The following is a 13,228-nucleotide window of genomic DNA, read 5'->3' on the forward strand; positions in this document are numbered from 1 at the left end:
CGCTGCTCAATCCTTGAGCATGGCCTTGATCAATACCCGCGAAACCTGCTCGGCAGAGTAAGGCTTGGGCAGGAACTCGAAACCCTCATAGCCGCTGTCTGCCAGCTCTTCGCTGTAGCCCGAGGTCAACACCACGGGCAGGTCCGGCCGGCGCTGGCGCAGCAGCTTGGCCATGGCGACACCGGTGATGCCGGGCATGACCACGTCCGAGAAAATCACATCGAAGGCCATCCCATCATGGCCCACGAGGATCAGGGCTTGTTCGGCATCGGTCGCCCAGGTGGCCTGGTAACCCAGGTCTTGAAGAATCTGGCTGGCAAACCGCCCGACTTCCAGGTTGTCCTCCACGATCAGCACTCGGCACTGCGTGGTGTCGTGGGACGAGGCCGGCGTTTCCTGAGGGCTGTTTTGCAGCAATGCCTCGGCTTCGACCTGGGGCAGATACAAGGTGAACACGCTGCCTTCACCGGGCGTGCTGGCCACATCGATATTGCCCCCCGACTGCTTCACAAACCCGAAGACTTGCGACAGGCCCAGGCCGGTGCCTTTACCCACCGCCTTGGTCGTAAAGAACGGTTCGAAAATGCGTTCGACGGTCTCGGCGGGAATACCGGGGCCGGTATCGGCGAGCGCAATGGCGATATACGCTTTGTGTGACCCGGCGTCGCCACGGATGTGCGGTAACGGCTGTTCGCCGGTGACCCGCAGGGTCAGGGTGCCCTGGCCCTCCATCGCGTCCCGTGCATTGAGGGCGATGTTGATCAGTGCGGTCTCGAACTGGCTGGCATCGATACGCGCGAAACAGGCTCGCTGCGGCATCTCGACATGCACACGAATACGCGCACCGGTCACGCTCTCGAGCATCTCGCCGATGTTCTGCACCCGCTGGCCCACGTCGAAGACTTCCGGGTTAAGCGGCTGGCGACGAGCAAAGGCGAGCAACTGGCTGGTCAGCTTGCTGGCCCGCTCTACCGTATCTGCCACGGCGCCCATGTAGCGCTGGCGGCGGTCTTCCGACAGGCCTGGCTGACGCAAAAAGTCCACTGACGAGCGAATGATCGTCAGCAGGTTGTTGAAGTCATGGGCCACACCACCGGTCAATTGGCCGATGGCCTCGAGTTTCTGCGACTGGCGCAGTGCGGCTTCGGCCTGAACCAGCGCCAGGGTGCGCTCTTCGACGCGTTGTTCCAGGGTGGTGTTCAGCTCGGCATACGCCGCCAGGCCTTCACGTACGTCGGCATCGGCGCGCACGCGTTCGATATGAGCCCAGGAACGCTCGGTGACTTCCCGCAGCAAGGCCAGGTCGTACGGTGACCAGGGGCGCGCGGTTTTGTCGTGGACGGCCATCAGGGCGGTCAGGCGCCCGTTCTTGATCAGCGGCATGCAGATCGTGGCGGTCACCCCCAGGGCCTGGAAGCTGGCGGACTCTTCGGGCGGCAGTTCGCGCAGATTGTCCTGGATCACCAGCGGCTCGCCGGCCCGCAGGCATTTGACGGCCTTCTCGCCGAACGCCGCCAGGCTGTAGCGGCCAATGATGCTGGGTGAACCGGGGGCGGTCCAATTGTCGCGAATGGTAAAGCCGTCTTCATCGGCGTCCATGTCGGCGTAGGCGCAATTGCTCACCTGCAGGTGTTCGGCCAGCAGTTGGGTGGTGCTGGTCATGATGGCTTCGGCATCGGCGGCGTTGACCACTGCGTTGCCGATGGTGTCCAGTACCGCCAGGCGTCGGGCGAGGAACACCGTCGCGGTGGTTTCAGTGACGGTGTCGAGCATACCGACCACCTTGCCTTTGGGGTCGCGAATCGGGCTGTAGCAGAAGGTGAAGTACGCCTGTTCCCGCGCCTGGCCGCGTTCAATCACCAGGGGGAAGTTTTCGATATAGGTGGCGTGCCCTTGGAACGCCGCGTCGGCGATGGGGCTGACCTCGTCCCACACCTCGCTCCATATCTCGCTGAAGGGACGTCCGAGGGGATAGGGCTTATTGCCCAGGATCGGAATAAACGCGTCGTTGTAGAGGGTGATCAACTGCGGCCCCCAGACAATAGCCTGGGGAAAGCTTGAGGCAAAGCACAGCGCGACCGTGGTCTTCAAAACGTCCGGCCACTGCTCCAGCGGGCCGAGAGGTGTATCGGCCCAGTGATGCTGGCGCACCCGCTCGGCCATTTCGCTGCTGCTTTGCAGCCAATTCATCATTGAGGGAGCACCTTGTTTTCCAGAGTCACAGCGGGCATTCCAGTGTGTGGCGCAGAGCTACAGACCCGGTTGAACGCTGCCAGTTCAGCGTAATTATCGGTTAGATGGCAATTTGATGCTTCATTTGTTTGAGCCGGTAGAATTCAGTGCAATTGGGCGGTGGCCCTATCCCTATTGCGTGCCGAATAAACCGGTCCAGTAAATGCCCGCATCGCTCTTCGGGTCCATGGCATAAGCTGCGCCCAATTCGCGAAATTGCGGGTTCATCAGGTTGGCGCAATGACCTGGACTGGCGAGCCAGCCGTCGACCACCTTGCGTGGGGTGTCCAGGCCGGCGGCGATGTTTTCGCCGATGTTCTTCGCGATATACCCGGCCAGTTCGGCGCGGTCGCCAGGCGTGCGGCCGTCGTGGTCCAGATGGTCGAAGAAATTGCCGTTGGCCATGTTGCGTGTGTGGCTGTTGGCGGCCCCGGCCAGCTCCTCGTTCCACGACAATGGCGTGGTCGCGGTAAACGCCTGCGTGCCGCATTGGCGCGGTTGTGTGCGGGCGGCATTGATTAGGTCCAGCAGTTTCCTGCCTTCGGTTTGCCAATCGCCCAGGCCGCTGGACAGCAACGGGCGGGCCAGCACGATGCGCCAGTCCTGGCCGTTGTTGCTCACGCCGATGTCGACGAATTGCGGGTCCAGCACCACCCGACAGAAACTCTCGCGCACGGCTTTCATGGCCGCCTGGGCGTCCTTGGGACCGGACAGGCTGATGGCCTGCACGTTGACCATCGGGTATGCCGCCCGGGCCAGCGCCTGCTGCAGATCGCCGACGTTATTGGCTGGCAGCACCAGCCGGGTGTCGCTGGACAACGGTGGCAGTTCCTGGGAACCCTGGTCGCCGCAGCGCTGCAGCTGGCTGCGGTACTCATTGATCTGTTGCACCAACTGACTTTCTTCATTCGCCATCGCGCTGGCGCAGAACACCGTACTGGCGGCCAGCGTCGTAAGACCCATCATCAATGACAGAACGCGCATGGACGTTACCCTTGAGCTTGAAAGTGCCCATGATGCGCGATGTAACCCCGTCTGGCGCAACGCCTTTTTTGTTTTTTTGCCTCAACGGGTATTCTGCGGGGTATTCACGGCGCGGATGCGGCCCGTTGCCATCGCGGTGGCCAGCAGAATCAAGCCCACGGCGACGGAGAACGTCGCATGCAGGCCGCTGGCCACGGATTGCGCGGTGGCGTGGGTGCCATCCGGGGTTACCCAGGCGAACACAGCCCCGAGGGCCGAGGTACCGAAGATCAGCCCGATAGTGCGTGACAGGTTGAGCAAGCCTGCGACCGAGCCTCGGCGCGCACTGTCTACATCGCACATCACCGCAGTGTTGTTGGCGGCCTGGAACAGGCTATAGCCCGCCGTCAGAATCACCAGCCCCCCAAGGTAGGCGATCAATCCCGAGGCCAACGACAATAACAAGGCGCCGCAAAGCAGGATGCCCAACCCGGCGAACGTCATGGCGTGCCAGCCCTGGTGGTCGGTGAGGCGACCCGCCGGTACACCGCTGAGCGCCGCGACACAAGGCCCGACGGCCATGGCCAGGCCCATCCATTGCGGGTCAAGCCCCAGCCCCTGGGACAGGTAGAACGGGCCGACCACAAAGGTCGCCATGATCACCGCCGCCACCAAGGCACTCATCGCCAGACCCGTGCGCAATGGTGCTTCCTTCAAGGGCAACCAGAAGCTGGAAGGTAACCCCACGTGGCGCCGACCAACCGGCAAATAGCGCCACGCGAGGCCAGCGGTGAGTAACCCCAGGGGCATGCCCACCAGAAACAGTGCGCGCCAGCCCCACACACTGAGCAAGAAACCTCCCGCGCTGGGCCCCATGGCGGTGCCGACGGCTGACATCGTGCCCAGCAGGCCCATCACCCGGCCAGTGCGCTCCTTGGGCACCGTGTCGCCGACCATCCCCAGCGCCATTGCCATCATGCTCGCCGCGCCCAAGCCCTGCAGGAGGCGTGCGGCAATCAGCCAGCCCAGCGAGGGCGCGCCCGCACACAACCCACTGCCCAGCGCAAACAACAGCAGCCCGCCGAGCAACAGCCGGCGACGGCCCAGGCGATCACCCATTCGGCCAGCCATGACAAGCACTGCCGTGATCGCCATCAGGTAAGCGAGCACCACCCACTGCACTGCATGAAACGACGCATCGAACGCCTGTACCAGGCTGGGCAGGCCGACATTGGCGATGCTGGTGCCGAGGGAGGCGAGCAACATGGACAGGGACAGGCTGGCAAGGCCGCCGCGTGAAGAGGTGTGCATGGATAATTCCTTGGGTGAAGGCAACTGTCACAAATCTACGACGTCGCCTAACATGGCGGAAGACGCAGGGTTTGCAGTTAATACCTGCGTCAAACGCCTGATAAGGAGCGCCGATGCCCGATCTCAATTTGCTGATCACCCTGGATGTCTTGCTGGCCGAAGGCAGTGTCGCCCGCGCGGCGAAACGCTTGCAGTTGAGCCCCTCGGCCATGAGCCGTGCGCTGGCGCGCCTGCGTGAAACCACCGGCGATCCGCTATTGGTGCGCGCGGGGCGCGGGCTGGTGCCGACGCCGCGCGCGCTGGCGTTGCGTGAGCAGGTCAGCCGCCTGGTGCAGGATGCCCACGCGGTGCTGCGCCCGGCCCAATCCCTGGACCTGGCCCAGGTGGCGCGCACCTTCACCTTGCGCACCAGCGAAGAATTCGTGGAGAACTTCGGCCCCGCGTTGCTGGCGCGCATCGCACGCGAGGCGCCCGGCGTACGCCTGCGTTTCGTGAGCAGAACCGACAAGGACAGCACGCTGCTGCGCGAGGGCAGCGTCGACCTGGAGACCGGCGTGGTGGATCCCACCGCCAGCCCCGAAGTGCTGACCCAGGCGCTGTTCCGCGACCGCCTGGTGGGCGTGGTACGCAGCGGCCATCCGCTCAGCCAGGGCGAGGTGAGTGTCCAGCGTTTCGCCGAAGGTCGGCATGTCTACGTGTCCCGCCGTGGGCGGGCGCGCGGCCAGGTCGACGATGCCTTGCAGGCGTTGGGCCTCACCCGGCAGATCAGCACCATCGTCGCCGGGTTCGCCACGGCCATTGCCCTGGCCCGCGACACCGACCTGATCGCCAGCGTGCCCGAACGCTATACCGCCCACCAGCGCGAAGGCCTGCATAGCTTCGCGTTGCCGCTGAGACTGCCACCCTTCACCGTGGCGATGCTCTGGCATCCGCGTCTGGATGCCGACCTGGCTCACCGCTGGTTGCGCGGATGCTTGCGTGAGGTGTGCGGGCAATGAGCGGCCTGCAACAGGTACAATCGCCGCTGTCTTGACGCGAAACCCCAGGAATCTGCATGTTCAGCCTTACCCGCTACACCACACCGTGCCCCGAGCCCATCAATGCGCAGATCCTGCAGATGGTGGTGGATAACCTCACCGACATCAGCAGCGTCGCGCTGCCGCCGAGCAACGTGCTCTACAACATCTACCAATACGCCATCGGCTTTGAGGTGCACCTGTACCTGGAGGCAGTGGGCGGGTCGAAGGGGATTGCCGTTGAACTGAGCGTGGCGATGGTTGAGGAACAGGTGATTGGCTTTTGCCTGTACCTGCCGGTGAAAGATGATCCTGAAGCCTGTGGCATCGCCTTTATGGCGGTGCAGGCGGGTTTCCGACGCCAGGGCGTGGCGCGCGGGATGATAGCGGACGTGCTGGCGCGCTATCCCCATGCCGAGTTGGCGTGTGCCGTGGAGAAGGTGCCGGCCTTTGAGGCCATGGGCTTTCAAATGCGTGGTGCGCGGGGCACCCAGGTGCTGATGAATACGCGCGACTACGGCACCGACGGCTTGATGGGGGTGTTGGACGTGGCGCCGATCTACAGCTCGCTGGAGGTACGGCAGATCCATACCTACCTGCTGCAAAAACACGGCAAGCGGGCGATGGTGGATGCCGAGAAACAGCGCGATCGGCACCTGGATCACCTGGCGCGCAAGGTCCAGTTGTTTGTGGCAGGGCGTTAGCCTGCGTGCCTGCACTTGTGCCGAGTTGGCTTGTTGTGGCGAGCGGGCTTGCCCCGCGTTGGGCTGCGTAGCGGCCCCAAAAAAACGGGAGCGCTGCGCACTCCAACGCGGGGCAAGCCCGCTCGCCACAGAAGCTTCTTCAGTCTTCAGTCTTCAGCGCCGTGCGCGGTTGACCATCGCCAGGATGGTTGCCAATAGTTCCTCTTGCGCCTCTTCACGGCTGATTTCGCCACTGGCCGCAGCATGGGACAACGCTTCCGCCGCCCCCAGCATAGCCCGTAATCCTGCCTGTGATACCTGGCCAAAGGGCGCCAGCGCGGCGCGGCATTTGTCGAGAAAGATCGCCTCGTATTTACGCTTGAGCGCTTCCAGCTCCGGCGAGCTGCTCAGTGCCGCAATCACCCCCGGAATTTCCCGGCCCTGCAATAACACACAATCGACATAACACGAGGCAATCACCCCGGCGCGTTCTTCCAAGGTCGCGCTGCTGGCGTCGAGGGCCTCGGCAAACACCTGGGTCTGGCGCCCGTCGAAGTCTTCATACAGCGCGGCGAGCAGCCCGGCGCGGGTGACGAAATGGTCGTAGACCACCGGCTTGGTGACGCCTGCCAGTTCCGCCAGGCGGCCCAGGGTCAGGGCTTCGGTGCCTTCCTCGCGCACCAGCTGCCAGGCCGCCTCCAATAATTGGCGCAGACGATCTTCACGGGACAGGCGACGGCGTGGGGCAGGGGATTCGGGGCTTGACATGCTTATATACCAAAAGTAACTTATCGGCAGTAACTTACTAAAAGTAGCTTAAACCGAAAGGGAGTCAAAGTCATGCACGCACTCATCGTCGTTGCCCATCACGACCCACTGTCCCTTACTCACGCCGTGGCCGCGCAGGTGGCTGCCGGGCTGACTGCCGCGGGCCACAGCTTCGAAATCGCCGACCTCGCCGCCGAAGGCTTCGACCCGCGCTACACCGCCGCCGACCACCTCGTACACCGCTCCCGCGCCACGCCCCCCGCCGACGTGCTGGCGGAACAGGCGCGGCTGGACCGCGCCGATGCGCTGGTGCTGGCGTTCCCGATCTACTGGTGGTCGCTGCCAGCATTGCTCAAGGGCTGGGTCGACCGTGTGTTCGTCAACGGCTGGGCAATCGATTACGGCCCGGACATGCCCGTGGTGAAAAAACTGCGGCACTTGCAGGTGCACCTGTTGGCCCTGGGTGGTGCCGATCAAAGCGCGTTTGACCGACACGGCTACGCCAAGGCGATGCGCACGCAGATCGACTACGGGATCTTTGATTACTGCGGGGCGAAGGTGGTGACGTCGGCGTTGTTGCTGGAGTCGGAAGATGGCGCGGCGACCGCGCATCTGCAAACGGCCAAGGCGGTGGGGCAGCGACTGTTCGAGGCCGAGACGGTTGCCGGTTGATTCAACCTTCGCGAAACAGGTCGTGGGCGTCCAGCAGGCGGTAGGCAATTTCCGGGTTTTTCTCCAGGCCCCGACGAATCGCCGCCGGGATCGATTGCCGGGTCTTGCGGCACATGCCTGGCAGTTCGTCGATGACGATCTGGATGCCGCGCATGCTCTTGACCTCGGTGTGCCCCGGCGCGACATGCACGCGAATGCCCAATAGCTCATGCATCCGCTGTTGCATGCGCTCCAGGTCCTGCAGGCTTTGCAGGTTTTCAAGGCGCTCGATCAGGCGTTTTTCTTCCTGGCGCGTCAGGCTGAGGATACGCAGGTCGGCGCCGGGGGCGTCCAGCAGTTGTTCACGCTCGCAGACACAGGCGCCGGGTGGGCAGGGTTGGCGAATTGTCATGATCCTTACCTCCCCATTCCGACGCCGGTGAGTCAGTAGCTCAACGCAACCCCAAGGCTGCCCAGGGCCTTCCAGTACCCAGGATAGGTCTTGGCCACGCAGTCCGGGTCCTGAATGCGGATCCCCGAGACTTTCAGCCCCGCCAGCGCAAAGCACATGGCGATGCGGTGGTCGGCGTGGGTGTCGACCAGGGCGTTGCACGACGTGCCGGCCAGCGCAGGGTCGGCCGCGACCAGCAGATCATCGCCTTCAATGGTGGCGAGGCCCGGACGGATCTCATTGAGGCCGTCATGCAGCGCCTGTACGCGATCACATTCCTTGACTCGCAGGTTGGCCAGCTCAGTGAAACGCACCGGGGTGTTGTTGAAGGCGGCCAGCACCGCCAGGGTCGGGATTGCGTCCTGCATCTGCGAACCCACCACGATGGCCTGCATATTCGGGAACTGGGCGATCACGGCCTGGGCCTTGGCGTCCGGCTGGGTGAAGGCCTGCGCGGCCACGCCGATGTCGATGCGGCCACCGGTCAACACTTCGGCAGCCCACAAGTAGGTGGCAGCGGAGGCGTCGGGTTCGATCAGGTAATCATGGGCGGTATAGCCGGTGGGGGCCACACGCCAGGTGGTGTCGTCGACCACATCGACCTGGGCGCCGAAGGCCCGCATGCAGTCCAGGGTCAGGTCCACGTAGCCACGGGCGCCGATGTCCTTGCCGGTCAGGGCCACTTCAATCGGCGCTTCGCCGCATGCGGCCAGCATCAACAGGGCCGAGACATACTGGCTGGACAAGCCGCCGTCGATCTCGAAACGCTTGGCCTGGACCTTGCCCACGCCGTGCACCGTCACCGGTGGGCAACCGGTCGGGCTGTCGACCTGGATACCGTTTTGGCCGAGGGTGGCCAGCAGCGGGCCGATCGGGCGTTTTTGCATATAGTCGTCGCCGTCCAGTACCACGGTGCCTTGCACGGTAGCCACGGCGGCCGTCAGGAAGCGCATCGCAGTGCCGGCATTGCCAAGGAACAGCGGCTGCGCGGGCAGTTGCAGCTTGCCGGTGCCGGTGACCACGAAGGTGGTGTCGTCCGGCTCGTCAATGGTCACGCCCATCTGGCGCAGGGCCACCGACATATGCCGGGTGTCATCGCTCTTCAAGGCGCCGCTCAGGCGGCTGGTGCCCTTGGCCAGGGCGGCCAGCAGCAGGGCACGGTTGGTAATGGATTTGGAGCCGGGGGGCGCGACCTTGCCATTCAGGGGGAAGTTGGGCGGTGTAACGGTCACGGTTTTCTGCGAACTCAAGGTACAAGGCTCCTGATCAAGGCAAGGTGGTACGGAGTGGCCGACGGGCGGACCCGAATAATCGGCCAAAGGTGCGGTGCTTGTCGAGGTTTAGCGCTTGCTCAACCAGTAATCATGTAACGCTCGCGCCGCTGGCTCGATCTCGCTGACCCGCTGTTGATGTGCCTGTACATCCAGGTCCGCCGGCAGTTCGAAATTGTCCTGCTCGGCGCACCAGGAGATTTTTTCCAACCGTGCGGCCTGTTCGGCCGGCAGTTCCGGCCAGTTGCCGATAGCGGCGCCACGGATATAGCCAAAGCACCACTCTTCGGCGAGGGTCACGTCCTGGCCCTGATGTTCGGTTTCATCGAAACGCGCCTTGAAGCCCTCGGCGTCAGTCGCCAGTTGCGCGGCCAGCAGGTTGATATGACGCACGCACAGGTCCAGGAACTGCTGGGCCTCTTCGGCGCTTTCCCACTCCGGGTTCTGCCCACCCCAGATCGCCGGGAACCACTCTGCAATATCGACCTGCGCGGGGCTGGACACCAACGCGGTGAAGTAACCGTCGAGTTCGGCCAGGTTCAGCACCGAATGGTCGTCGCCGTATTTCAACAGGGTCTCTTCGATGAATTCGAAATCGGTGGGGGCGAGGGGTTGGGCGTGCATGGGCATATCCTTTAAACGTCGAACGCCGCTGATGGGGCGGCTCAAAGCGCGAAGGATGGCGTGTGCCGGGGCTTTTATCCAGTGTCTTTTCCATCCCCATTGCCAGTCCCGCTTTTGGCCGATGCGCCGTGGTGCACCCTTGTTATAGTTCGGGCCTTATCACTCGCCAGCCAGGGATCACTGCCATGTCCGAATACCAAGCTTTCGTCGTCGAACTCACCGGCAACGTTGCCCATGTGCAGATCAACCGCCCGGAAAAGATCAACGCCATGAACGCCGCGTTCTGGACCGAGATCATCGACATCTTCCAGTGGATTGAAGACACCGATGCCGTACGCGCGGTGGTGCTCAGCGGTGCCGGCAAGCATTTTTCCTCCGGCATCGACCTGGTGATGCTGGCCTCGGTGGCCAATGACTTCGGCAAGGATGTAGGCCGCAATGCACGCCTGCTGCGCCGCAAGATCCTCGAGCTGCAAGCTTCGTTCAACGCCGTCGACAACTGCCGCAAGCCGGTACTGGCGGCGATCCAGGGTTACTGCATCGGTGGCGCCATCGACCTGATCAGCGCCTGCGACATGCGCTACGCCGCTGAAGACGCGCAATTCTCGATCAAGGAAATCGACATTGGCATGGCCGCCGACGTCGGCACCCTGCAACGTCTGCCACGCATCATCGGCGACGGCATGCTGCGTGAGCTGGCCTACACCGGTCGCCAGTTCGGCGCCGAGGAGGCGCGCAGCATCGGCCTGGTCAATCGCGTGTATGCCGATCAGGAAAGCCTGTTGGCCGGCGTGATGGACATCGCCCGTGAAATCGCCGCCAAGTCGCCGATTGCGGTCACCGGCACCAAAGCCATGATCAGCTACATGCGTGACCACACGGTCAATGACGGTCTGGAATACGTTGCCACCTGGAACTCGGCTATGTTGCAATCCAACGACCTGCGCGTGGCCATCGCGGCCCATATGAGTAAGCAGAAACCCGAATTCGTGGATTGACTGACATGACCCCAGGCTGGATTACCACAACGCTGCTGGACAACGACGCCCCCGGCGGCTGGGCCGTTGCCCGCAGCCGCGACGGCTTTTTGCATGACGCCAATGGCCCGCTGTTCCCCCGGGAATGGCTCAAGCGCCAGGACCTTTCGGTGTTTGCCGAACACGGCATCGGCCACCTCGACGGTGAGCCGGTGTACCTGCTGGAGCTCGATTCGGCGGGCGAAGTGCAAGGTTGCAGCTGGCAGGGCCTGCGCGGCTTCATGCTGCAAGGTGATCACACCCTGTACAAAGTGCTGGGCTACGCCGCGCAGATCGGCACCTGGGCGCGCGAGCATCGGTTCTGCGGCAGTTGCGGCCAGGCCATGGTCCAGGTGCCACGGGAGCGGGCGATGTATTGCCAGGCCTGCGACCTGCGCAGCTACCCACGGATTTCGCCGAGCATGATCGTGCTGGTGACCCGTGGCGACGAGATCCTGCTGGCGCGCTCGCCGCGTTTTGTCCCCGGGGTCTACAGCACCTTGGCGGGCTTTGCCGAGCCGGGTGAGTCGGCCGAAGACTGCCTGATCCGCGAGGTGCGCGAAGAAGTGCAGGTGGAGGTCAGGAACATCCAGTACATGGGCAGCCAGTGCTGGCCGTTCCCCCATTCGATGATGCTGGGCTTCCATGCCGAGTACGCCGGTGGCGACATCGTGCCCCAGGCCGACGAGATCGAAGACGCGCAATGGTTCAGCATCCACGACCTGCCGCCGTTGCCGGCATCACGCTCGATTGCGCGCTACCTGATCGACCTCTACCTGGCCCGCCGCCTAGGCCACGCTGAACCAGTGCTGCCAGGCTAGGCGCACGGTCAGGCCGAGGACCACGGTGATAAACACCGGGCGAATGAATTTGGCGCCGCCGCTGATCGCGCTGCGGGCGCCAAAGAACGCGCCACACATCACCGAAATGCCCATCGCCAGGCCGACGATCCAGTCCACCGAGCCGTTGAAGATAAACACCGACAGCGCCGCCGCGTTGCTGACGAAGTTCATGCTGCGCGCCACGCCGCTGGCCTTCACCAGGTCGATGGGGTGCAGCAGCATCGTGCTCACGGTCCAGAACGCACCGGTACCGGGGCCGGCCACGCCGTCATAGAAGCCCAGGCCAAAACCCTGGGTGCCTTGCCATTTCTTCTTGATCGGCGCGTCGGCGTCCAGCGGCGCCTTGGGCGTGCCACCGAACAGCAAATACACGCCGCAACCGAATACGATCACCGGGAGCATCTTGTTCAGGGTTTCGGCGGGCAGGTAGTGGGCAACCACCGCACCGGCCAATGCACCGATCAACGTGCCGACGATCGCATGCACCCACTGGCGCGGGTGGAACAGCTTGCGACGATAGAAGGTGAAACTGGCCGTGGCCGAGCCGAAGGTGGAGCTGAGTTTGTTGGTGCCCAGTACCAGGTGGGGCGGCATCCCGGCGGTGAGCAGCGCCGGGGTGGTAAGCAGGCCGCCGCCGCCGGCGATGGCATCGATAAACCCGGCGATAAAGGCCACGACGGCGAGAATGGCGAGGGTGGTGAGGTCTACGCTGAGTTCGAAAGGCATTGGGCAGGGCTTAATAGTTGGCAGTGCGCAGCAAGGCGCTGTGCGAAGGGTTGCCATCTTACCTGCCTGATGTACGCAGAACCAAATATGGGAGGTGGCTTGCTTCCGTGGCGGGCTTCGGGTCGACCGTTTTTTTGGAGTTTTAGCGAGTACATATCCGTTGCTGCGGTAACGGCTGCCTATGGTTCCGCTCTTACAGCGGCTCACTTTTGGAGGGACCCAAAAGTAAGCAAAAGGTCCTCGCCCCAACACTCGGCACCTCGCTTAGGCTCGGTGTGCCCTCACTCCGGCTTTGGAGCGTGGGCCGCCGCGATGGGCCATCCATGGCCCAACGCGGCTAACCCGGCGTCCTGCCGGGTTACCCACGCTCCAAAGCCTGCGTTCGGCCAGCGTGTTTGACGGGGCGATTCCAGATCAAAAACAAAGCGAGGCGGCCTTAAAGCCGACCTGATCTTTGAAGCGTACGCGGTGTGGCTTCTACTTCCTTAACCGCTGACGAAGTCAGCAATCTTTTGATCTGCTCTGGCTCTGGCTCTGGCTCTGGCTTTTGATCTTGATCTCAGGCGCCCCGTTAACCACGCTGGCCGGAATTCGATAGTGATTTGGGGGGTAAACCGGCAGGGATGCCGGTTTAGCCGCCCCGCGCCATGGATGGCGCGTGGCGGCGGCCCCCC

General features: G+C 63.4%; 13 protein-coding genes. 5 read left to right on the forward strand and 8 right to left on the reverse strand.

Going from position 1 to position 13,228, the window contains the following annotated elements:
- Window positions 1-6: 6 nt before the first annotated feature.
- From AB1462_RS20940 to AB1462_RS20950, 3 genes are all read right to left on the reverse strand, one after another.
- On the reverse strand, window positions 7-2,193 hold the full coding sequence (locus AB1462_RS20940) for a GAF domain-containing protein (RefSeq protein ID WP_367247836.1): 2,187 nt from the start codon (window positions 2,191-2,193) through the stop codon (window positions 7-9).
- Window positions 2,194-2,364: 171 nt separating this feature from the next.
- On the reverse strand, window positions 2,365-3,216 hold the full coding sequence (locus tag AB1462_RS20945; protein WP_090405035.1) for a CAP domain-containing protein: 852 nt from the start codon (window positions 3,214-3,216) through the stop codon (window positions 2,365-2,367).
- Between the two features lie 81 nt (window positions 3,217-3,297).
- Window positions 3,298-4,506, reverse strand: a complete 1,209-nt coding sequence (locus tag AB1462_RS20950) for an MFS transporter (protein WP_367247837.1) — start codon at window positions 4,504-4,506, stop codon at window positions 3,298-3,300.
- Window positions 4,507-4,619: 113 nt separating this feature from the next.
- On the opposite strand from AB1462_RS20950, the gene AB1462_RS20955 reads away from it, so the two are divergent.
- Together AB1462_RS20955 and AB1462_RS20960 are read left to right on the forward strand one after the other, a co-directional pair.
- A complete protein-coding gene (locus tag AB1462_RS20955) occupies window positions 4,620-5,504 on the forward strand; it encodes a LysR family transcriptional regulator (RefSeq protein ID WP_367247838.1) in 885 nt (294 codons plus the stop codon).
- A gap of 56 nt (window positions 5,505-5,560) precedes the next feature.
- The gene (locus AB1462_RS20960; RefSeq protein ID WP_367247839.1) at window positions 5,561-6,226 is read left to right on the forward strand and encodes a GNAT family N-acetyltransferase; all 666 of its coding nucleotides are present in this window, start codon (window positions 5,561-5,563) and stop codon (window positions 6,224-6,226) included.
- Window positions 6,227-6,379: 153 nt separating this feature from the next.
- Here the strand turns inward: AB1462_RS20960 and AB1462_RS20965 are convergent, their stop codons facing one another.
- Complete coding sequence (locus tag AB1462_RS20965; RefSeq protein WP_367247840.1) at window positions 6,380-6,973, reverse strand: TetR/AcrR family transcriptional regulator; 594 nt, start codon at window positions 6,971-6,973, stop codon at window positions 6,380-6,382.
- 72 nt (window positions 6,974-7,045) lie between these two features.
- Between AB1462_RS20965 and AB1462_RS20970 the strand changes: the two genes are divergently transcribed.
- Window positions 7,046-7,645: an NAD(P)H-dependent oxidoreductase gene (locus AB1462_RS20970; protein ID WP_090405023.1), complete on the forward strand. Its 600-nt coding sequence runs from the start codon at window positions 7,046-7,048 to the stop codon at window positions 7,643-7,645.
- 1 nt (window position 7,646) lies between these two features.
- Here AB1462_RS20970 and AB1462_RS20975 read toward each other — a convergent pair whose 3' ends face one another.
- The 3 genes from AB1462_RS20975 to AB1462_RS20985 all read right to left on the reverse strand — a co-directional run bounded on the left by AB1462_RS20975 (window position 7,647) and on the right by AB1462_RS20985 (window position 9,970).
- Window positions 7,647-8,036: a hypothetical protein gene (locus AB1462_RS20975; protein ID WP_090405020.1), complete on the reverse strand. Its 390-nt coding sequence runs from the start codon at window positions 8,034-8,036 to the stop codon at window positions 7,647-7,649.
- A gap of 32 nt (window positions 8,037-8,068) precedes the next feature.
- Window positions 8,069-9,325 (reverse strand): 3-phosphoshikimate 1-carboxyvinyltransferase, encoded by a 1,257-nt coding sequence (gene aroA, locus AB1462_RS20980; protein ID WP_367247841.1) that lies wholly within the window; start codon window positions 9,323-9,325, stop codon window positions 8,069-8,071.
- A 90-nt stretch (window positions 9,326-9,415) separates the two neighbouring features.
- A complete protein-coding gene (locus AB1462_RS20985) occupies window positions 9,416-9,970 on the reverse strand; it encodes a UPF0149 family protein (RefSeq protein ID WP_090405014.1) in 555 nt (184 codons plus the stop codon).
- Between the two features lie 185 nt (window positions 9,971-10,155).
- Between AB1462_RS20985 and AB1462_RS20990 the strand changes: the two genes are divergently transcribed.
- Both AB1462_RS20990 and nudC read left to right on the forward strand, forming a co-directional pair.
- On the forward strand, window positions 10,156-10,968 hold the full coding sequence (locus AB1462_RS20990; RefSeq protein ID WP_367247842.1) for a crotonase/enoyl-CoA hydratase family protein: 813 nt from the start codon (window positions 10,156-10,158) through the stop codon (window positions 10,966-10,968).
- 5 nt (window positions 10,969-10,973) lie between these two features.
- Window positions 10,974-11,807: an NAD(+) diphosphatase gene (gene nudC / locus AB1462_RS20995; RefSeq protein ID WP_259193758.1), complete on the forward strand. Its 834-nt coding sequence runs from the start codon at window positions 10,974-10,976 to the stop codon at window positions 11,805-11,807.
- Here the strand turns inward: nudC and AB1462_RS21000 are convergent.
- Entirely contained in the window at window positions 11,775-12,554 is a 780-nt protein-coding gene (locus tag AB1462_RS21000; RefSeq protein ID WP_090405005.1) for a TSUP family transporter, read from the reverse strand. The two genes, nudC and AB1462_RS21000, sit on opposite strands and share 33 nt — an antisense overlap.
- Window positions 12,555-13,228 lie beyond the last annotated feature (674 nt).

The organism is Pseudomonas sp. SB113, from assembly GCF_040754745.1.
Taxonomy (GTDB): Bacteria; Pseudomonadota; Gammaproteobacteria; order Pseudomonadales; family Pseudomonadaceae; genus Aquipseudomonas; species Aquipseudomonas grimontii.